The organism is Roseovarius sp. MBR-154 (assembly GCF_053628595.1).
This window is the reverse complement of record NZ_JBRJGR010000005.1, coordinates 175883-195755: the sequence shown is the minus strand read 5'-3', so window position 1 is coordinate 195755 and position 19873 is coordinate 175883. Positions and strand designations below refer to the sequence as shown.

General features: G+C 64.8%; 25 protein-coding genes and 2 tRNA genes. 12 read left to right on the top strand and 15 right to left on the bottom strand.

All coding sequences use genetic code 11. The annotated features are described in order from the left end of the window. Positions 1-19: 19 nt before the first annotated feature. Genes ACSSV4_RS09110 through ACSSV4_RS09100 form a run of 3 tightly spaced genes read right to left on the bottom strand, consistent with a single transcriptional unit; the run spans position 20 to position 2697 of the window. The gene (locus ACSSV4_RS09110) at positions 20-1342 is read right to left on the bottom strand and encodes a TRAP transporter large permease (protein ID WP_454274828.1); all 1323 of its coding nucleotides are present in this window, start codon (positions 1340-1342) and stop codon (positions 20-22) included. Further along, entirely contained in the window at positions 1332-1937 is a 606-nt protein-coding gene (locus ACSSV4_RS09105) for a TRAP transporter small permease subunit (protein ID WP_454274827.1), read from the bottom strand. The genes ACSSV4_RS09110 and ACSSV4_RS09105 overlap by 11 nt, the downstream gene beginning before the upstream one ends. After that, a complete protein-coding gene (locus ACSSV4_RS09100) occupies positions 1930-2697 on the bottom strand; it encodes an N-formylglutamate amidohydrolase (protein WP_454274826.1) in 768 nt (255 codons plus the stop codon). Before ACSSV4_RS09100 ends, ACSSV4_RS09105 begins: the two co-directional genes overlap by 8 nt. Positions 2698-2873: 176 nt before the next feature. Here ACSSV4_RS09100 and ACSSV4_RS09095 point away from each other — a divergent pair, with 176 nt between their 5' ends. From ACSSV4_RS09095 to ACSSV4_RS09070, 6 genes are all read left to right on the top strand, one after another. Next, positions 2874-3740: a MurR/RpiR family transcriptional regulator gene (locus ACSSV4_RS09095; protein ID WP_454274907.1), complete on the top strand. Its 867-nt coding sequence runs from the start codon at positions 2874-2876 to the stop codon at positions 3738-3740. 173 nt (positions 3741-3913) lie between these two features. Then, positions 3914-4966: an extracellular solute-binding protein gene (locus ACSSV4_RS09090; RefSeq protein WP_454274906.1), complete on the top strand. Its 1053-nt coding sequence runs from the start codon at positions 3914-3916 to the stop codon at positions 4964-4966. 66 nt (positions 4967-5032) lie between these two features. Then, positions 5033-6136: an ABC transporter ATP-binding protein gene (locus tag ACSSV4_RS09085; RefSeq protein WP_454274825.1), complete on the top strand. Its 1104-nt coding sequence runs from the start codon at positions 5033-5035 to the stop codon at positions 6134-6136. After that, complete coding sequence (locus ACSSV4_RS09080; protein WP_454274824.1) at positions 6136-6993, top strand: ABC transporter permease; 858 nt, start codon at positions 6136-6138, stop codon at positions 6991-6993. Before ACSSV4_RS09085 ends, ACSSV4_RS09080 begins: the two co-directional genes overlap by 1 nt. 10 nt (positions 6994-7003) lie before the next feature. Continuing rightward, on the top strand, positions 7004-7852 hold the full coding sequence (locus tag ACSSV4_RS09075; protein WP_454274823.1) for an ABC transporter permease: 849 nt from the start codon (positions 7004-7006) through the stop codon (positions 7850-7852). 71 nt (positions 7853-7923) lie between these two features. After that, on the top strand, positions 7924-9213 hold the full coding sequence (locus ACSSV4_RS09070; RefSeq protein WP_454274822.1) for an NAD(P)H-dependent oxidoreductase: 1290 nt from the start codon (positions 7924-7926) through the stop codon (positions 9211-9213). A 23-nt stretch (positions 9214-9236) separates the two neighbouring features. Here ACSSV4_RS09070 and ACSSV4_RS09065 read toward each other — a convergent pair whose 3' ends face one another. Beyond that, positions 9237-9563, bottom strand: coding sequence for a DUF1330 domain-containing protein (locus ACSSV4_RS09065; RefSeq protein WP_454274821.1), 327 nt, complete (start codon positions 9561-9563; stop codon positions 9237-9239). A gap of 199 nt (positions 9564-9762) precedes the next feature. Between ACSSV4_RS09065 and ACSSV4_RS09060 the strand changes: the two genes are divergently transcribed. Continuing rightward, a tRNA-Gly gene (locus ACSSV4_RS09060) sits at positions 9763-9837 on the top strand. A gap of 133 nt (positions 9838-9970) precedes the next feature. On the opposite strand, the gene ACSSV4_RS09055 is transcribed toward ACSSV4_RS09060, so the two are convergent. Continuing rightward, a tRNA-His gene (locus tag ACSSV4_RS09055) sits at positions 9971-10047 on the bottom strand. A gap of 41 nt (positions 10048-10088) precedes the next feature. Then, positions 10089-10256 (bottom strand): hypothetical protein, encoded by a 168-nt coding sequence (locus ACSSV4_RS09050; RefSeq protein ID WP_454274820.1) that lies wholly within the window; start codon positions 10254-10256, stop codon positions 10089-10091. Positions 10257-10334: 78 nt separating this feature from the next. Here ACSSV4_RS09050 and ACSSV4_RS09045 point away from each other — a divergent pair, with 78 nt between their 5' ends. Next, positions 10335-10523 (top strand): DUF6324 family protein, encoded by a 189-nt coding sequence (locus ACSSV4_RS09045; protein WP_454274819.1) that lies wholly within the window; start codon positions 10335-10337, stop codon positions 10521-10523. Here ACSSV4_RS09045 and ACSSV4_RS09040 read toward each other — a convergent pair. The 8 genes from ACSSV4_RS09040 to ACSSV4_RS09005 all read right to left on the bottom strand — a co-directional run bounded on the left by ACSSV4_RS09040 (position 10518) and on the right by ACSSV4_RS09005 (position 16521). After that, positions 10518-10961 (bottom strand): MmcB family DNA repair protein, encoded by a 444-nt coding sequence (locus tag ACSSV4_RS09040; RefSeq protein WP_454274818.1) that lies wholly within the window; start codon positions 10959-10961, stop codon positions 10518-10520. The two genes, ACSSV4_RS09045 and ACSSV4_RS09040, sit on opposite strands and share 6 nt — an antisense overlap. A 341-nt stretch (positions 10962-11302) precedes the next feature. Continuing rightward, complete coding sequence (locus ACSSV4_RS09035; protein WP_454274817.1) at positions 11303-11641, bottom strand: hypothetical protein; 339 nt, start codon at positions 11639-11641, stop codon at positions 11303-11305. Positions 11642-11748: 107 nt separating this feature from the next. Then, positions 11749-12357, bottom strand: coding sequence for an extensin-like domain-containing protein (locus tag ACSSV4_RS09030; protein WP_454274816.1), 609 nt, complete (start codon positions 12355-12357; stop codon positions 11749-11751). Further along, positions 12354-13271: a prephenate/arogenate dehydrogenase family protein gene (locus ACSSV4_RS09025; protein ID WP_454274815.1), complete on the bottom strand. Its 918-nt coding sequence runs from the start codon at positions 13269-13271 to the stop codon at positions 12354-12356. Before ACSSV4_RS09025 ends, ACSSV4_RS09030 begins: the two co-directional genes overlap by 4 nt. Further along, positions 13268-14353, bottom strand: a complete 1086-nt coding sequence (gene hisC, locus ACSSV4_RS09020; protein WP_454274814.1) for a histidinol-phosphate transaminase — start codon at positions 14351-14353, stop codon at positions 13268-13270. The genes ACSSV4_RS09025 and hisC overlap by 4 nt, the downstream gene beginning before the upstream one ends. A 116-nt stretch (positions 14354-14469) precedes the next feature. After that, entirely contained in the window at positions 14470-15090 is a 621-nt protein-coding gene (rpsD, locus tag ACSSV4_RS09015; RefSeq protein WP_454274813.1) for a 30S ribosomal protein S4, read from the bottom strand. Positions 15091-15415: 325 nt separating this feature from the next. Further along, the gene (locus ACSSV4_RS09010) at positions 15416-16108 is read right to left on the bottom strand and encodes an NUDIX hydrolase (protein ID WP_454274812.1); all 693 of its coding nucleotides are present in this window, start codon (positions 16106-16108) and stop codon (positions 15416-15418) included. Between the two features lie 23 nt (positions 16109-16131). After that, the gene (locus ACSSV4_RS09005; RefSeq protein WP_454274811.1) at positions 16132-16521 is read right to left on the bottom strand and encodes a DUF983 domain-containing protein; all 390 of its coding nucleotides are present in this window, start codon (positions 16519-16521) and stop codon (positions 16132-16134) included. A gap of 229 nt (positions 16522-16750) precedes the next feature. On the opposite strand from ACSSV4_RS09005, the gene ACSSV4_RS09000 reads away from it, so the two are divergent. The 4 genes from ACSSV4_RS09000 to ACSSV4_RS08985 all read left to right on the top strand — a co-directional run bounded on the left by ACSSV4_RS09000 (position 16751) and on the right by ACSSV4_RS08985 (position 18876). Next, positions 16751-17365 (top strand): EF-hand domain-containing protein, encoded by a 615-nt coding sequence (locus ACSSV4_RS09000; RefSeq protein WP_454274810.1) that lies wholly within the window; start codon positions 16751-16753, stop codon positions 17363-17365. 68 nt (positions 17366-17433) lie between these two features. After that, positions 17434-18024 (top strand): RNA polymerase sigma factor, encoded by a 591-nt coding sequence (locus ACSSV4_RS08995; protein WP_454274809.1) that lies wholly within the window; start codon positions 17434-17436, stop codon positions 18022-18024. Beyond that, positions 18011-18370, top strand: coding sequence for a hypothetical protein (locus ACSSV4_RS08990; RefSeq protein WP_454274808.1), 360 nt, complete (start codon positions 18011-18013; stop codon positions 18368-18370). The genes ACSSV4_RS08995 and ACSSV4_RS08990 overlap by 14 nt, the downstream gene beginning before the upstream one ends. Further along, positions 18370-18876 carry a periplasmic heavy metal sensor gene (locus ACSSV4_RS08985; RefSeq protein WP_454274807.1) on the top strand — a complete coding sequence of 169 codons (507 nt, stop codon included), beginning with the start codon at positions 18370-18372 and terminating at the stop codon, positions 18874-18876. Before ACSSV4_RS08990 ends, ACSSV4_RS08985 begins: the two co-directional genes overlap by 1 nt. A 3-nt stretch (positions 18877-18879) precedes the next feature. Here the strand turns inward: ACSSV4_RS08985 and ACSSV4_RS08980 are convergent, their stop codons facing one another. Continuing rightward, entirely contained in the window at positions 18880-19785 is a 906-nt protein-coding gene (locus ACSSV4_RS08980; protein ID WP_454274806.1) for a LysR family transcriptional regulator, read from the bottom strand. Positions 19786-19873: the final 88 nt, after the last annotated feature.

Sequence of the window (19873 nt, the reverse complement as noted above, 5' to 3'; positions counted from 1 at the left end):
GTCAGGGCTCTTGTCGGGGTTATTTTCCGTACACGTATTCCGGCAACCACAGGGCTATCTGCGGAAAGATCATCACCAGCGCCAGCGCCACCACCATCACCCCCACGAACGGCACGATAGAGCGGTAGATGTCGCGCAGCCCGATCTCGGGCGGGGCCATAGCGCGCATGAGAAAGAGGTTATAGCCAAACGGTGGTGTCATATAGGCAATCTGAGTGGTGATCGTGTAAAGCACACCATACCAGATCAGATCGAAGCCGAGCGCGCCCACCAGCGGCACGTAAAGCGGCGCGACGATCACCAGCATCGCGGTATCATCCAGAAACGTGCCCATGAGGATGAAACTGAGCTGCATCAGGATGAGGATCATCCACGGGCTGAGGTTCAGCGTCTCGGTAAACAGCCCCTCGATGGCGTTCACCGCCCCCAACCCGTCAAAGATCGCGCCGAAACCAAGGGCGGCGAGGATGATCCACATGAACATGCACGAAATCGCCAGCGTGTTGCGCACGCTCGTCTCGAACACCGCCCGCGTCATCCGCCCCTTGAGCACGGCGGCGAGGAACGCGGCAATCGCGCCGATGGCAGAGCTTTCCACGAGGCTCGTCCAGCCCTTGACGAAGGGCACCATCATCACCGCGAAGATCACCAGCGGCAACAGCCCTGCGCGCAGCAGACGCAGCTTTTCGGACAGCGACACATTGCGCTCCTCGGGCGGCAGCACCGGGCCAAGATGCGGCTGAATGCGGCAGCGGATGTAGATGTAGAGGATGAACAGCGTCGCCATCAACAGCCCCGGGATCACCCCCGCCAGCCACAATTGCCCCACCGGCTGCCGCGCGATCATCGCATAAAGCACCAGCACCACCGACGGCGGCACGAGGATGCCAAGCGACGAGCCCGCCTGTATCACCCCCGTCACCATGATCTTGTCATACCCCCGGCGCAGCAACTCGGGCAGCGCGATGGTGGCCCCGATCGCCATGCCCGCGACGCTCAGCCCGTTCATCGCCGAAATCAGCACCATGAGCCCGATCGTGCCGATCGCCAGCCCGCCCCGCACCGGCCCCATCCAGACATGGAACATCTTGTAAAGGTCGTCGGCGATGCGGCTCTCGCTGAGAACGTAACCCATGAATATGAACATCGGCAGGGTCAGCAGCGGATACCATTTCATCAGCTTCATCGCCGCCGAGAACGGGATTTCAACGCCACCCGTCCCCCAGAGCAGCACGCCCGCCAATGCGCCGACAAAGCCGATGGCCCCGAACACCCGCTGCCCGGTCATCAGCATCAGCATCATGCCCGCGAACATGACGAGGGCAATCATCTCATGCGGCATCGGTGTCTCCCTCGCGCAGGTATTCGATATCGCGGAAGAAGTCCGCCAGCGCCTGGAGGATCATCAGGAAGATACCGATGCAGAGCACGATCTTGATCGGCCAGAGCGGCGGACGCCAGGCGGTCGAACTGCGTTCCAGAAACCCGAGTTTCTCCTGCGCGGCGCTCGGCCCCTCGGTGATCAGGGTCAGGAACAAATCCCCGAAAAAGTGAAACGGCTCCATCCCGAAATAGCCAAGCGCATAGGCGGTGGAACTGACCGCCCCCATGAACAGAACGACGAGGTAGAACAGCAGAAAGAACACGGTGAACCCGTCGACCATCGCCTTGGTGCGCGGCGACCAGTCGCCGTAGAACAGATCCATCCGCACGTTCGAGCCGAGCTGAATCGAATAGGGCCCGCCCAGGACATAATAGGCGACCATCACGAATTGCGCGGTCTCCAACGTCCAGAGCGACGGGGTCGACGTTGCCTTGGAGAGTGACGACCAGAGCAGCACGCCCATCAGCACAAAGACCAGATACATGGCGATACGCCCGATAAAGCGGTTCATTCGGTCGATGCCTCGGATATAGGCCCGCATCATGCTACGCATCATGGGCCTCCCCCAGCCTGAGCCGCGCAAGCGCGGGATGCAGCAGGCCCAGCACCTCGGCGGCGATGCGATCCTGTTGCGCGGGCGTCGCGATCAGGTCGTTGCGGATTTCCAGCATCACGTTCGGCAGATCGTTGGCGATCCCGTGCAGGCGTAAACTGTGCGTCACGCCATCGGCGGGGCCGTAGGGTGCGTTGCGCTCCACCCGCCTGCCCGGCACCTCCTGCGCCAGCATCGCATCGGCCAACCGCGCATCGCTGTCATGCAGGATGCCGATCTCCACCGCGCGCGGCTGTCCCATCCATCGGGGCGTGAAACTGTGCATGGTAATCAGCGCAAAGGGCGTACCCGCCCTGCCCCGCCGCGCGATCAGATCGGATGTGGCGCGCGTGAAGGGCGCATAGACCCGCGCCACCCGCGCCGCGCGCGCCGCCTCATCCAGCCCGACATTGCCCGGCACCGCGATCGTCTCGGTCCGCTCGGGCATCGCACTCGGGGCTTCGGGCGGGCGGTTGCAATCATAGACCAGCCGCGAGATGCGCCCGGCGATCATCGGCGCCTCCAGCGCCTCAGACAGACGCCGCGCCACATCCTCCGCCCCCGGGTCCCAGGCCGCATGGCTGTCGCGCGCCGACGGGTCCAGACCGAGGCCGTCATAGTCGACGGGGATGTGATTCGAGGCATGTTCACAGACGATCACGGCCGGGCCGACCCCGTCCGCGTTGATGATTTCATAAGCCTCGGCGCGTTTTGCGGCCATGTTTCCCCCTGTCGCTGGAAAAAGCTTTCCATGAGAGAAGTTTTTCGTCAATATTTTTCCAGAAACATTCGGAGAAGATTTCCGTTGGCCTGCCGCGCACCTGCCCTTCTGCTCAGAATCGTGCCGCAAGAGGCGCGCCCGTGATCGACGATCCGCACCCCAGTTCCGCGCGGCCGATGACATCGGCCACGCCGACGGTGCGGCAACTGATCCGCAGCCAATATCAGGATCTGACGCAATCCGAGCGCAAGTTCGCCAATGCACTTGTCGAAAACTACCCCAATGCGGGCCTCGCCTCGATCACCACCGCCGCCGAGGGGGCGGGCGTCTCGGCCCCGGTTGTGGCACGGATGGTGCAGAAACTGGGGTTCAAGGGCTATCCGCAGTTCCATCAGGCGCTGTTGCAGGAATTGCAGGCCAAGGTCTCGGGCCCGACCGAACGCCGCGCGGTCTGGACCGCCGAAGCCCCCGAATCGCACATGCTCAACCGCTTTGCCGGGGCGGTGACGCAAAACCTTGCGCAGACCTTCGCCAATATCGACACCGCGCAATTCGACGCCGCCGCGCGCCTGCTGGCCAGCGATGCGGGGCTCTATATCGTCGGCGGGCGCATCACGCGGTCGCTGGCCGAATATGCCTTCACCCATTTTCAGGCGATCCGCGAGCGGGTGACGCATCTCACCTCCTCGCCCGCCACATGGCCGCATTACGTACTCGACATGGTCGAGGGCGACACGCTGCTGATCTTCGACATCCGCCGCTACGAGGAAAACCTGCTGCGCCTGGCCGAGATTGCCTCGGCGCGCGGGGCGCGGGTGATCCTGATCACCGACCAATGGGCCAGCCCGGTCGCAGGACTGGCCGAGGCGACGTTTCACTGCTGGGGGGAAATTCCATCGGCTTGGGATTCCAACATCGCCACGCTCTCGCTCACCGAGGCCCTCATCGCCGCCACGCAAGAGGAACGCTGGCCCGAGGCGCGCGACCGTTTCGAGCGGCTCGACAGCCTGTTCGAGATGACACGGCTCTTTCGCAAACCCTGAACGGGGCCACCGCGCGGCCCCGGGAAAGGAGATCACGGGCGCGGATCACAGCCGGTGCAGGCACGAACGGTTTTCATGGAAACGTCACCGAACCTGCGCTAACACTCAGAAACGAACAATTCCGATCACGTTGTTCAAGACAGGGAAAACACATGAAACTCACATCCACGCATATGACCCTGGCCGCCGTTCTGACCGGAACGCTGGCCTTCGCACATCCCGCCGCTGCGGATACGCTGCGGCTGCTGACATGGGGCGGCTACGCCCCCGAGGACGTCATCGCCAAATTCGAGGAAGAGACCGGCCACACCGTCGAGGTCACGCTCTCCAACAACGAGGAAATGATCGCCAAGCTGCGCGCCACCGGCGGCGGCGGCTTCGACCTCGCCCAGCCCAGCCAGGACCGCATCGCCGGACCGCAGGCCGAGTTCGGCATCTACAAGCCGATGGACATCTCCAAGATCGACGAGTCGCTCTTTATCCCGTCGATGCTCAAGGCGACCAAGGCCAACACCACCGTGGGTGGCGAGGTCTACGGCGTGCCGCATGTCTGGGGCACCTCGGGCCTCGTGGTCGACACCTCCAAGGCAGACATGGTGAAGGATTACACCGATCTCTGTGCGCCCGAGGTGGCCGGTGACGTCTCCTACCGCCTCAAGCGCCCGACGCTGATCGGTTTTGCCTTCGCCATGGGGATGGACCCGTTCGCCGCCTATGGCGACGAGGCCGCCTATACCGAGATCATGGAAAAGGTCGAGGCCAAGCTTGTCGAATGCAAGCCCAATGTCAAAGCCTATTGGAGCGGCGGCGACGAGCTGATGAACCTGATGCGCTCAGGCGAGATCGTCGCGGCGATGGCCTGGGATACCGGCGGCTGGAAGCTGAACGAGGACAATGCCGACATCACCTTCGTCGCCCCCGCCTCGGGTGCGCTTGGCTGGATCGACACCTTCGTTCTGCCCGCCAAGGGCCGTGCCGATCAGGCCGCTTATGACTGGATCAACTTCGTGATGCAGCCCGAAATCGCAGCGATGATCACCGAAGTTGCAGGCAACTTCACCGCCTCCAAGGGGGCCGATGCGCATGTCTCCGACGCGCTCAAGGCCAAGTATCAGGCCAGCTTCCCGCCAGAAGCGGTGGACAATATCAAGTGGTATCCGCCGGTGCCCGCCGGGCTCGAGGTGATCGAGGGCGGCGTGCTCGACCGGGTCAAGGCCGCGAACTGAAGCTGCGCGATATCCCCGAGGCTCCCGCCGCACTGGCGGGGGCTTCTTGCATTGAAGGACCCCGACATGACGCAGCCTGATCTTGCCTGCACCCATCTCACCAAACGGTTCGGCGACACGACCGCCGTCGACGATGTCAGCTTCGAGGTGCCGCCGGGCTCGTTCTTTTCCATCCTCGGGCCCTCGGGCTGCGGCAAGACGACGATCATGCGGATGATCGCGGGGTTCCTCGCCCCCACCAGCGGCGATATCCGGATCAAGGGTCGCTCGGTGCTCGACGTGGCCCCCAACAAGCGCCCGGTGAACATGGTGTTCCAGCATCTGGCGCTGTTCCCGATGATGAATATCGCCGACAACATCGGCTACGGGCTGCGCCGCAAGGGCCTGCCCAGGCCCGAGATCACCCGCAAGGTGGGCGAGGTGCTGGAACGCATCGGCCTGCCATATATCGGCACGCGCAAGGTGGATGAACTCTCGGGCGGGCAGAAACAGCGCGTGGCCATCGCCCGCTGCATGGTTCTGGAACCCGATGTGCTGCTTTTGGATGAGCCGCTCGGCGCGCTTGACCTCAAGCTGCGCGAACACATGAAGATCGAGTTGAAGGCATTGCAGGCGGCCTTTGACACCACCTTTGTCTATATCACCCATGACCAGAGCGAGGCGCTGGTGATGTCCGACACCGTCGCGGTGATGAATGCCGGACGGTTCGAGCAGATGGGCGCCGCGCGCGATCTCTATTACCGGCCCGAAACCGCCTTTGTCGCGGGCTTTGTCGGAGACAGCAACCGCTGGCGTGGCCGGGTCGAGAGCGTGCAGGGCGACGCCCTGCGCCTGCGCAGCGACAGCGGGCTGGCGCTCTTGGGCAGCCGCCACGGGCGCGCCCTGTCCGAGGGTGCAGCGGCAGATATCTATGTCCGCCCCGAGGCGATCCGCCTTGGCCACAGCCCCGAGGATGTAGCGCATTTCGACAACCGCCTCTCGGGCACCGTGACCAGCCTGCTCTTCAACGGCGCGGCCAGCCGCATCCTGATACGCCCTGACGAGGGCGGCGAGGAGATCGAGGTGGCCCTGCCCCAATCCGGCGAATTCGCCCATCTCGAGCGCGGCTCGGCAGTGCATGTCGGCTGGTCCAGCGATCAGGGCAATTGTTTCGCGGCGGGGGCGGTCTGATGCAGGCGGCACAAAGGCTCGGCTTTCTCCTGCTGGTGACACCGCTCCTGCTGTGGCTGGGCCTGCTGATCATCATCCCGCATATCGACATGTTCCTCGTCTCGCTGCGCGAGCGGGTGGGCGTTGGCGAATATGCCACCAGCTTCGCCAATTACCGCAGTTTCATCGAACAGCCGCTGTACCTCATGACCTTCGCGCGCACCGCCGTTATGTCTGTGATGGCCACCGCGCTCACCCTGCTGATCGGCTTTCCGGTGGCCTATTACATCGCCAAGATGGCGCGCGGGCGCGTGCGCTCGGCGCTGTTCCTGCTATGCCTCGTGCCGTTCTGGGTGTCGGAACTGGTGCGCACCTTCGGCTGGATGATCCTGCTGCGCGAAACCGGCGTGTTCTCCAGCTTTCTGCAATGGGCGGGGCTGGTCGAAGGCCCGGTCGAGATGCTCTATAACGACGCCGCGATCATGGTCGGGCTGGTCTATACCTCGATGCTGTTCATGGTGGTCCCGCTGATCACCACGCTCGACAGCCTCGACGACGCGGTGATCGAGGCGGGCTATGATCTGGGCGGCTCGGGCCCGTCGATCCTGCGTGAAATCGTGATCCCACATGCCATGCCGGGCATCGTTTCGGGCTCCATCGTCGTCTTCATGCTGTCGCTCGGCAATTACCTCACGCCGATCATGCTGGGCGGCAAGGACAGCCTGTGGTTCACCGAGCTGATCTATTCGCAATTCATCGTCCGCTTCAACTGGGAGCTGGGCGCGGCCTTCGGCTTCATGCTGCTGATCCTGTCCTCGGTGATCGTCTGGGGCACGCTGCGCCTGACCGGCCAGACCCTTGAAAAGACCATGGGATGAGAGGCACGCCATGATCCCCACCATCCCCCAGAGCCGTCTGATCAAGGTGACCTACACCGCCTATGTGGTCCTCTTCTTCACCTATCTCGCACTGCCGCTGACCGTCGTCGCGGTCTTTGCCTTCAACGACAGCCAGTTCCCCTCGCTGCCCTGGGAGGGCTTCACCTGGGACTGGTTCTTCGGCGAGGAACAACCCAAGATCGGCGTCTTTCACGAACGCCCGATCCTGCGCGCCATCGGCACCTCGGCCTTCGTCGGTTTCTGCGTCTCGCTGCTCTCGGTCGCCGTGGGCACCACCAACGCCTTTCTCTTCAACCGCTACGAGTTCCGCGGCCGCGGATTGCTCTACGTGCTGATGCTGACGCCGCTGGTCATTCCGGGGATCGTGCTCGGCATCTCGATCCTGGTCTTTTCCTCGACCGTGGCCAATGCGGCATGGGACGCGATGGAATGGGATCTCATGGCGCTGCGCCCCGGCCTCATGCTGGTGATCCTGGGGCAGTTTTCCTTCATCACCACCATCGCCACGCTGGTCATCGCCGCGCGGTTGCGGAAATTCGACCGGACGCTGGAAGAGGCCGCGCTCAACCTCGGCGCGGGCCATCTGACGGCGGTGCGCACGATCACCATCCCCTACCTGATGCCCGCCCTGATCGGGGCCTTTGTCGTGGCCTTCCTGATGAGCTTCGAGAATTTCAACACCACGCTGATGCTGGTGGGCTCCGACGCGCCGCTGACCATCGCCATGTTCGACCGGCTCAAGGAGGGCTCCACCCCGCTGCTCAACGCGGTGTCGCTGCTGCTCATGGTCGGCTCAAGCCTTCTGGCGCTGGTGATGATCGCGTTTCAACGGCGGTGACCGCCTGAAATCCCGCTTGCACTTTGCCCTGTGAGGCGATGTGATCCCCCCGGAAACGGGAGGAGACGACGATGAATCTTGCAAGACTGGCAGCAGAGGCAGAGACGCGCGGCACACCGGTGCGCGCAGGCCTGATCGGCGCGGGCAAATTCGGCTCGATGTTCCTCGCCCAGGTGCCGACCATCGCCGGGCTGGAGGTGAGCGCCATTGCCGACCTCTCGCCCGACCGTGCCCGCAGCGCCTGCGCCGCCGTGGGCTGGGACGAGGACCGCATCGCCGCAACCGCCTATCTCGAGGACGGCGCGGCGCTCGCCGCGCGCGACGATGTCGATGTGGTGATCGAGGCGACCGGCAATCCGCGTGCGGGCATCACCCATGCCCGCGCCGCCATCGCGGCCGGAAAGCACGTGGTCATGGTCAATGTCGAGGCCGACGTGCTCGCCGGGCCCGCGCTGGCCTCCGAGGCGCGCACGGCGGGCGTGGTCTACTCCATGGCCTATGGTGATCAACCGGCGCTCGTGTCGGAAATGGTCGACTGGGCGCGCGCCACCGGCTTTCACGTCACCGCGGCCGGCAAGGGCACCAAATACCTGCCCGCCTATCACGAAGTCACCCCCGATGACGTCTGGTCGCATTACGGGCTGACGGCGCAGGAGGCCGCGGCGGCGGGCATGAACCCGCAGATGTTCAACTCCTTCCTCGACGGCACCAAGAGCGCCATCGAAATGGTCGCCATCGCCAATGCCTGCGGCCTCGACGTGCCCGAGGCGGGCCTCGCCTTCCCGCCCTGCGGCGTCGATGACCTCGCGCATGTGCTGCGCCCGCGCGAGGTGGGCGGCCAGCTTGACCGGCGCGGCATGGCCGAAACCGTTTCCTCGCTCGAACGCGACGGCCGCCCGGTGTTTCGCGATCTGCGATGGGGCGTCTATGTGGTGCTCGAGGCGCCCAACGACTACGCCGCCGCCTGCTTCAAACAATACGGGTTGCCCACCGATTCGACCGGGCGCTTTGCGGCGATGTACAAGCCCTTTCACCTGATCGGGCTGGAACTGTCAGTCTCGGTCCTGAGCGCCGCCCTGCGCGGCGAGCCCACCGGCCAATCGCGCGAGATGCGCGGCACCGTGGCCGCCGTGGCCAAGCGCGACCTCAAGGCCGGAGAAGTGCTCGACGGCGAGGGCGGTTATACCGTCTGGGGCAAGGCGCAGCCCATCGCCCGCGCAGGCCACGCCCTGCCCATCGGGCTTGCGCATGGCGTGGCCATGACCCGCGATGTGGCACGCGGGACGATGCTCAGCTTCGATGACGTCACCCTTGGCCCCGACCCGATCGTGGATCTCTATCGCGGATTGCTCCCCGGCTGAGGCCACGCCTTTCGAACCCGGGATCACCCCTTGGGCAGATAGGGGATCGACCCGGCCACGTCGGTGTCGTCGATCACCCAGAAATGCCCCTCGCTGCCCGCCTGCCGCGCCTGCGCGAGCGGCGCATAGTCGGGATCACCGGCAAAGGCGCGCGCGGCCTCCGCCGACGGAAACTCGATCAGCGCGATCAGGGTGGTATCCGGTGCCTCGCCCTCGAGCGTCTCGATATTGGCGCTACGCGACAGATACCGCCCGCCATGCTTGGCCGCGATGTCATGGGTCCGCGCCGCATAATCGGGCACCCAGGCGTCATCGGTGATCTTGACCTGAGCAATCAGATAGGCTGGCATTATGGGTCTCCTCCGGTTCGAGGGGCAGGATTGACCCCTGCCCCGACAGGGCCGCAGCCTAGCCGCCGGGGCTGTAATCCGGAAACACGTTTGCGTCACCAGCCCCCATGCAAGGCGTGGCAAAAAATTTCCCGCTCTCCCTCCATTTTCCTCTTGCAGCCGCGGGCCATCCTTTATATCTCACGCCTCACCCAAGGATGCGGGCGTAGCTCAGGGGTAGAGCATTACCTTGCCAAGGTAAGGGTCGAGAGTTCGAATCTCTTCGCCCGCTCCATTTTCCTCAGGAAAAACGGGACACGCAGAGGGCCGCACACGCGGCCCTTTTCGCGTTCCCACCGTCCCACGCGGATATTCAGTATGTGATGTGGGCTGCATGACTGGTGCAGGCGATGATGATGTGAAGGGGATGGTACCGCCTCCCTGGCTTGAACAGGGGACCTCTGGATCCACAATCCAGCGCTCTAACCAACTGAGCTAAGGCGGCACTGGGTGGCGATTTAACTTTACCGCCTGCCGAATGCAAGCCTAATGAAAGGCGATTTCCCAGCTTTGTTCGACCAGATCGCAGCCATAGGACCGCACCGGCCGCGACGTGACCAGCCGCCAGCCGTCGCGGGCATAGAGCGTGCCGTGACGCTCCACCAGCCAGGCGGTGTCCTCGGGGCGGAACGGGCGAATGACGGCATCCTTCATGACGCACAGCAAAGCGCCACGAGGCTTGCCAATCAAGAGGGAAACGCGTAGCAGATCGCGCAACGCAAGGAGGCCGGAATGGGCATCAACTCGGAAAGCGACATCACCGCCAATCTCCAGATCGGGCCGACCGATCAGGGCATGGTGCGCCTCTATGTCGAGGCGCAGGGCCTTGAAATTCCCATGGATTTCACCCCCGAAGAGGCCGAGGAGATCGCCCAGGAAATACAGGCCGCCGCCCGGGCCGCCGCCGCGCGCAAATCATGACAACGGGTCGCGCAACCCGTGCAGACGGCGCGCGGCATCACGGGCGAATTTGCGGACAAGCGCGGCGCGGCGCGCGGCGGGCAGTTTGTCCTCATCGCCCATGCGGAGGATCTCGGCGCCGTAGCCATCGGCGATGATGAGGCCGGTCTCAAGCGGCAAAAGGTCGGTCGGGAATTCGGCGTCCACCGCCCAGAAATACCGGTCGCACCAGTCGAGATAGCCCTGCCATTTCGCATCCGTCTGAAAATCGGCACGGCTCGACTTGCACTCGATCACCCAGATCTCGCCCTTTGGGCCGAGTGCCATGACATCCACCCGCTTGCCCCGCTCTGGCGAAAATTCCTCGACCGGAACAAAGTCATAGCTTAGCAGGTGACGACAGACTCCCCGCGCCAGAATCTGGCCGGGCAGCAGGGGGCGGGGGCTCAGCGGGTCCATGCAAATATTTTGAACAAAACACGAACCTACGCAACCCCTTGTCGCGCCCCTGACAAAGCATTACTTGAGGGGGGTGACGGGTGCTGCCCTTCTCGTGAACGGTTGCATTCCGGTGGCCTTAAGCAATTCCGAGGGAGCTGGCTCTGTCCGGGCCCTGGTCCGGTTACCCGGCGCCCACCTGTACACACAGGTCCTCGGGAATGAGAGAACCAAACGGTTGCGTGCGGGCCCGTCACACCTTCCCCGCCTCTCGTTCGCGATATGGAACTCACGCCCCGAATGTGACACATGAAGAAGGCCCCCGCAGGGGCCTTTGCTGGATGACTGTTCGGGCGCGCGGTCTACCGCTTGTTCTGCCAGAAGGCGCGGGCGTCCCCCTCATCTGCGCGCGCCGGGATGGTCGCGTAGTCGCGGTGCATCACGTGCTGCCGATGGCCACCACGCGGCCCGTCGTCATCGTCATCCTTGAGCCGCATCACCGCGATGGCGAATTGCACCCCCGCAAAGACGATGCCGTTGGCGAACCACAGGATCACCACAGCCAGAAGCCCCTGATCGGAATGCGTCACCAGATGCCAGAGATTGGCGATATTGAACCACAGCAGCATTCCCACGAACGCCGCCGCGATGGCAAAGCCGATGGCGACATGGGTGACGTAGAGGCGGATGAGCTTGGGCATGGCGAACCTCCGTTTGTTTGATTATGAGCGTAATGCCTTAACAAAGAATTACAAGCGTCCGGTCATAATCGTGATGGCCCCGCGACATCCCGCCGCCGCCGCTCGGCTCAGCGGCAATAGGGCCCGCCGCGATGTTCGGCCGTGTCGAAATGGAAGTGATCGCGGTGGTGGCGATCCGATTCGGGACCAAGTACCGTGCCGAACGGTCCACAGGCCTGACCATGCACGCGGCGCAGAACACGGCCCTTTGCCCCGCGCCCCCAATCCTCGAGCACCGAAATCTCGGATCCGTCGCGCAGTTGCAGCGCGGCGATGTCGATCGCCTTGCCCTTGCCATGCTCGGAAATCAGCGCCCCGGCCTGGCTGTTCCGGGTCCGGCAGGTGTAATGCGCGGCCACGCGCAACCCACTCAGGCCGCCCCCCATGCGCCCCACCTCTGGCTTGGCGCTGCGGTCCACCCATTGCCCGAGTGTGCGCGCCGTCGGGCAGGTCAGCGTCGCGGGCTGGCTGAGGCGCACGCGATGCACCGATTCGAGCCGCACCGCACGCTCCACCCCGCAGCCCTCGACCGGGTCGGGCAGATAGCCTGAGACCGTGCCCACCAGCCCCGGATCGCCACAGAGCCCGCCACCGCGCGTCACCGCGTCATCGCCGCGCCCGCAGCCGGTCGCCAACAGGCTGAGGCCCAATGCGGCAAGGATCGCGGCGCGCCTCATGCCTTCTTCACCCGACCGAAATCGGGCGCATCGGTATCCTGCCCGGCCTCGATGATGCCGCGCCGGATCGCGCGCGTGCGGGTGAAATAGGCGTGCAGATGATCGCCGTCGCCGGTGCGGATGGCGCGCTGCAGCGCGAAAAGCTCTTCGGTAAAGCGGCCCAGAATTTCCAAGGTCGCCTCCTTGTTGTTGAGGAACACGTCGCGCCACATGGTCGGGTCCGACGCCGCGATGCGGGTGAAATCGCGAAAGCCTGCGGCGGAATACTTGATCACTTCGCTGTCGGTGACGCGGCGCAGATCGTCGGCCACGCCGACCATCGTGTAGGCGATCAGATGCGGCGCATGGCTTGTCACGGCCAGCACCAGATCGTGATGCTCGGCATCCATCTCGTCTGTATGGCTGCCAAGCGCCTGCCAGAACGCCTCCAGCCGCTCGACCGCCGCGCGATCACTGCCCGGCTGCGGCACGATCAGGCACCAGCGGTTGTCAAAAAGCTCGGCAAAGCCAGAGCGCGGCCCGGAATGTTCGGTCCCGGCCAAGGGATGAGCGGGCACGAAATGCACGCCCTCGGGCAGATGCGGCGCGACCGCCTCGATCACCGCCTTCTTGACCGATCCCACATCGCTGACCGTGGCACCGGGTTTCAGCACCGGGCCGATTTCGGCCGCGACGTCGCCCATCGCCCCCACCGGCACGCAGAGCACCACCAGATCGGCCCCCTCCGCGGCCTCGGCGGCGCTGTCGCAGACCCTGTCGCACAGGCCGATCTCGCGCGCGATGGCGCGGGTCTCGGGGCTGCGGGCATATCCCGTCACCTCGCGCGCCACACCGGCGCGCTTGATCGCATGCCACATCGACGAGGCAATGAGCCCCAGCCCGATCAGGGCCACGCGGTCATAGATCACACTCATCGTGCGCCGCCCTTGAACTGCCCCACGGCATGCGCCACCCGGCGGCAGGCAGCCTCATCGCCCACGGTGATGCGCAGGCAGTTGGGCAGGTTGTAGCCCGCCACACGGCGCACGATCAGGCCCTGCGATTGCAGATAGGCGTCACAGGCCTCGGCCTCGTCGCGGCTGCCAAAGCGGGCGAGAATGAAATTCGCGGTCGAGGTGTCCGACGGCACGCCGTGTTCGGCCAGCGCCTCGGCCAGCCAGGCGCGCAGGCGGGTGTTGTCCTCGCGGCATTTTTCGGCCCAGGCGGTGTCGCGGATCGCGGCCTCGGCGGTGACCAGCGCGGCATGGCTCAGGTTGAACGGCCCGCGCAGGCGGTTGAGAACATCAACGACATGGGCCGGGCCATAGCCCCAGCCGACGCGCAACCCGCCCAGGCCGTAAAGCTTGGAGAATGTCCGGGTCATCACCACGTTGTCGCGGCTCTCGACCAGGGCCGCCCCGCCATCATACCCGCCGACATATTCCGCATAGGCCCCGTCGATCACCAAGAGCGCACGCTCGGGCAGGCCCTCGGCGAGGCGGCGCAACTCGGCCCCGCCAATCATCGTGCCGGTAGGGTTGTTGGGATTGGCGACAAAGACCAGCCGTGTGGCCTCGGTGCAGGCCGCGAGGATCGCATCGACATCGGTCACGCGCTCGCGCTCGGGCACCTCGACGGGCGTGGCCCCGTTGGCCAGAGTACTGATCCGGTACATGGCAAAGCCATGCTCGGTATGGATCACCTCATCGCCCGGCCCGGCATAGCCCTGACACAGAAAGGCAATGATCTCGTCGCTGCCCACTCCGCAGACGATGCGCGCGGGATCGAGCCCGTGGATCTCGCCGATGGCCGCGCGCAACGGCCCGTGATCGGTCGAGGGATAGCGGTGCAACTCATAGGCGGCCTTGCGAAACGCCTCCTTGGCGGCCTCGGAGGGGCCAAAGGGGTTCTCGTTGGAGCTGAGCTTGACCACATTGGCCACGCCCGCCAAGTGGCCAATGCCACCCTGGTAGAGCGCGATATCCATGATGCCCGGCTGTGGCGTGATCTTGGTCATGTCGTCCCTCGTGTCTCGCAGGTGGTTCTAGCTTTGACATCCCGCCTTGACCAGCATCAAAACAAAAAGGCCGCGGCGGTTACCCGTCGCGGCCTCTTCGCATCTGGTCAGAACGCTTAGTTCTGGGCGTAGAATTCGATCACGAGGTTGGGTTCCATCATCACCGGATAGGGCACATCCGACAGGCCCGGCTGGCGCACGAAGGTGGCCTTCATCTTGGAATGATCGGCGTCGATGTAATCGGGCACATCACGCTCGGCAAGTTGCACGGCCTCGAGCACCGCCGCCATCTGCTTGGACTTGTCGCGGACCTCGATCACGTCGCCCTCTTTCACGCGGTAGGAGGGGATGTTGACGCGCTTGCCGTTCACCGTGACATGGCCGTGATTCACGAACTGGCGCGCGGCAAATACGGTGGGGACAAACTTGGCACGGTAGACCACGGCGTCGAGGCGACGCTCGAGCAGGCCGATCAGAAGCTCGCCGGTGTCACCGCGGACCCGCTCGGCCTCGGCGAAGATGCGGCGGAACTGCTTTTCGGTCAGGTCGCCGTAATAGCCCTTGAGCTTCTGCTTGGCGCGCAGCTGCAGGCCGAAATCGGAAATCTTGGCCTTGCGGCGCTGGCCATGCTGGCCGGGGCCGTATTCGCGGCGGTTCACCGGGGATTTCGGACGACCCCAGATGTTTTCGCCCATGCGGCGGTCGATCTTGTACTTGGCAGACGTGCGTTTGGTCACGGCTGATCTCCTTCTTTATGTGTCGAAGGGCGTTGTCCTCTGGATTGCTCCCGACAGGCATCCCCTTGCGGGGGCCACCAACACCAATGAAGCCGCGCTTATACAGCGGTGCGTGCGGGTGTCAACCGGGGTGTTGGATGGATCGTGAGGTGGGGGTGCATGGTTGGCCTGAAGTGGACCTTCGCCTCTAGCACCAACGCGCGGAATCAAGGCGCGGCACGCGCCGCCGCGCAGCGCCCGACCGCCCCCCGGGCGGGCGCTTTTGCAACGTGTCAAGCATTTGAAAACGGCCAAGGTCACCTCCAGGCCAAATTCACCACCGCTCTCAGCTAGCCCCCATCCCGTTCAACCTCAGGAACAGGCTCTCTTCATCGTCATTGCGGAAGAACGGCACCGAAGCGGGCGGGGTGCGGTCATGCGCCCGTGCGGTGACCTCGGCCAGCACCACCTCGGTGATGAAGGGCAGATCAAAACGCCGCGCATCCGCAAGCGGCACCCATTGCAGATGGCTCAACTCCTCGCAGGCGGCGGAGAAATCATCGGGATCGCCGGCCAGAGCCTCGGCATGGACCAGGAAGAATCGCGCGTCAAACCGGCGCGGGCGACCCGGCGGGGTGATCGCGCGAAACACGAATTGCAGCGGGTCGGCACGCGGCACGAGGCCACGCCCGGCAAAACCCTGCCAGTCATCGGGCACCGCGCCCGGCCAGTCCCCGGGCTGTCCGAGGGCAAGCCCGGTTTCCTCCCACAACTCGCGCACCGCCGCGGCGGCGAGGGCGTGGGCGAGATCGCGATCGCAATCCTCGCACAGACGCTCGGCGCAGAGCGCGGGCAGGGGGCGCACCAGCGGGATATCGGCATCGCCCGCATCCACAGCCCCGCCGGGAAAGACGAACTTGTTGGGCATGAAGGCCGCCTGCGCACCGCGCTGCCCCATCAGGACATGCGGACGCTCTTCATCGCGCAGGACGATCACGGTCGCCGCGTCGCGCACGGCACTCTTGTCGATGTCACTCATGGTCGCCCTTTCGCGTGCAGGGCCTAGCGACCGTCACTGAATCCATGCATCAGCCGCGCCCATTGAAAGGCCACGATGGCCCCTTTCAGACGTGGCAGAAGGTAAAGCGAGAGCGTGATCGTGCCAATAGCGAATATCGTGAACAGCACCAGCGGCTCGGGCCGGAACTGCACAAAGGCGACATGCAGCAGCGGGGCCATCAGATGCCCGACGATCAGGATCGTCAGATAGGCAGGGCCGTCATCGGCGCGCGCATGGCTCAGATCCTCGCGGCACACCGGGCAGGTGTCGCGCAGCTTGAGATAGCTCTTGAGGATCGGGCCGCTGCCGCAATTCGGGCATTTGCGGGAAAAGCCCCGGCGCAGCGCGGGCCAGAGTTGGCGGTCGGTCTGTTCGGCGGTGGTATCGCGCATCGGGCGGCCTTTCATAGCGTTGGCGCAAACATGGAGAAAGTGCGGGCGGGATGGAAGGTGACAGCCTGTCCTTGCGGCGCGATGTCGCAAATCTCGCGCCGAGCGATGCAAAAAAATCGCGCCCCTGCGACGGAAGACCGCTCGGACCCCGTATCACCTTGCAGAAACGGACCGGATGCCGGTGCGTTTCAGGAGTTCTGACACCTCACACGAGATAGGATATGTCATCATGAAAAATATGGTTCTGATCGCTGGTCTGGCCACCACGATGTCACTGGGCGGGCTGAGCGCCGTCGAGGCAAGCAGCCACAAGGGCGGCATGAAACACGGCGGCATGCAGATGCAGCACAGCTTCGAGGATCTCGATGCAGATGGCGATGGCAAGATCACGCCCGAGGAAATGACAGGCCACATGCAGGCGCGGTTCGAGGGGGCCGACAAAGACGGCGACGGCGCGCTCACGCGGGACGAATTGCTCGCGCGGATGATGGAGCGTCGGGTCGAACGCATGGGCCGCTATGCCGATCACATGATCGAGCAGAACGATGCCGATGGCGACGGTGCGCTGAGCATGGACGAGATGCGCGCGAACCGGCAGGGAAAGATGCTTGAACGTCTCGACACGGATGGCGATGGCAGCGTGTCGGAGGAGGAATTCTCGGCCATGCAAGAGCGTCGCGGCGACAGGAAGATGCACGGCATGATGCAGGGGCAGCACGGCATGAAGGGTCAGGACGCCGACAAGGGCATGCATCACGGCAAGGGCGACGGCAAGTCTGACGCGCATGGCCATCACGGGCAGGTCAAGGAAATCCACTACCACTATCACTATTACAACAATTGATGTCGGCGGCGCGGGGCACATGGGCTCCGCGCTTGTCGGGCCGGGCCGATGGACATACGCTTCGGTGAATGGTGATGCCGCTCGATGATCTCGCGGACGTGCCCGACGAGGCGCTGCTCGTGCTCTTCGCCAATGGCGACGGGGCGGCGGCCCGCATGCTCACGCTGCGGCTCACCCCGCGAGTCATGGCGCATGCCTGGCGCCTTCTGGGCAACCGGGCCGAGGCCGAGGACGTGGCACAGGAAGCAATGCTGCGGCTGTGGAAACAGGCGCATGACTGGCGGCAGGGCGAGGCCAAGGTGACCACCTGGCTTTACCGTGTCGTGGCCAATCTCTGCATCGACCGGCAACGCCGCGCGCGCGGCGGGTCAGTCGCGCTCGACGCCATCCCCGAGCCTGCGGATAGCCGCGCCAGCGCCGCCGAGGAATTGCAGGAACGGGCCCGCGCCGAGGCGTTGCAGACCGCCCTGAACGATCTGCCCGAGCGGCAGCGTCAGGCGGTGGTGCTGCGCCATATCGAGGGGCTGGCAAACCCCGAGATCGCACGGATCATGGAAATATCGGTCGAGGCGGTGGAAAGCCTCACATCGCGGGGCAAACGCGCGCTGAGCGCGGCCCTCGCCGGACGGCAAGAGGAGTTGGGATATGTCGATGACTGACAAGGATCGCGCGGGCCAGGGCCTCGACGTCTTTTTCGAAGCCGCGCGCCGCCACCCCCCCGCGCCGTCGCCGGATCTGCTGGCCCGGGTTCTGGCCGAGGCCGAGGCGCTGCAAGCGGCCACGGCCCGCCCGGCCCCTGCCCCGGCCCCGCACGCGGGCCTCGCCGCACGTCTCTATCGCCTGCTTGGCGGCTGGCCCGCGATGGCCGGGCTGGCCACGGCGGCGCTGACCGGTCTCTGGATCGGCACGGCCCTGCCCGAGGGTCTGATCGGTCAGGCTGAGGCGGGTTATCTCGTGGATATCACGCCGGAGATGGCATTCGATCTGGCCGGGGGAGAGTTTTGATGGACGACAGGCAACTACAGGGCAAGCCCGGTACGGGCCGCTGGATGCGCCTCCTTCTGGTGGTCTCGCTCGCCGCCAATCTCGCGGTCGTGGGGGTGGTCGCCGGATGGGCGCTGCGCCATGGCGGCCATCACGGGCATCACCCCTCGCGGCTCGACATGGCGGGCGGGCCGCTGACCCGTGCGCTCAGCGACGCGGACCGCCGCGAGATCGCGCAGCGCATGCGGCAGGTCTGGCGCGAGACGCGGTCCGACCGGACGGACATAGGGGCGAGTTTCGACGCGCTGGTCGCCGATCTGCGCGCCGTGCCCTTCGATCCGGACCGCGTGGCGGCGCGCATGCGTCAACAGCGCGAGGGCTTCGCCGCGCGGTTCGCGATGGGACAGGAGGTGCTGCTCGGGCATCTCGCCGCAATGAGCGACGCCGACCGCGCGGCCTATGCCGACCGGCTCGAAACCCGAATCAATGAGTACCGCGAACGCCGCGATCACCACCGGTCGCAGTGACCGCTACCCCCGCTGCAACCGCACCGGAATTTCCCGCGCCAGACGAATCAGATGCGCCATATAGGGCTTGTCCGCATCCTCGTCGCGGATCGCCGCGTATAGCCGCTTGGTCTTGCCCTCTGCGGTCAGCGGCCGCGTCACGTAATCCGTGCTCGTCTTGACCTCGCGCACCACCCAGTCGGGCAGCACGGCGACCCCGCGATTGGAGGCGACCAGCAGCAGGATCACCGCCGTCAACTCCACCTGCCGGATGCTCTTGGGCTCGACCTTGGCCGGGGTCAGCAATTCGGTGAACACATCCAGCCGCGAGCGGTCCACCGGGTAGGTGATCAGCACCTCGTCGCGAAAATCCGCGGCCTCGACATAGGGTTTTTGCGCCAATGGATGCTGGCTTGAGGCCACGAAGACCGGCTCGTAATCGAAAAGCGGCTTGAAGCTGATCCCCGGCAAATCCTCGGGATCGGACGACACCACCAGATCGACCTCTTCCTTTTGCAACGCAGGCAGCGCGTCAAAGGCGAGGCCAGGCCGGATATCCACATCCACCTCGCCCCATGTCTTGCGAAACCGCTCCAGCACCGGGAACAGCCATTCAAAGCAGGCGTGACACTCGATGGCGATATGCATCCGCCCCGCGCTGCCCTCGCGCAACCCCTCGAACTCCTGCTCCAGCGCCTCGATCTCGGGCAGGATCTTCTCGGCCAGCCGCAACAGGCGCTGCCCCGCCGCCGACAGGCGCAAGGGCTTGGACCGCCTCACGAAAAGCTCCACCCCGGCCTGATCCTCCAGACCCTTGATCTGGTGGCTCAGCGCCGATTGCGTGATGTGCAGCAGGTCCGCCGCCCGCGCCAATCCGCCCGCCTGATGAATGGCACGGATTGTCCTGAGATGCCGGAACTCGATATGCATATATTAGCGCGCCTCATTCAAACCATGAATTTAATGAAGTTGTCTCACAATGCTGCGCCTGCAACAAGAGGGGGACAGTTGCAGCTTC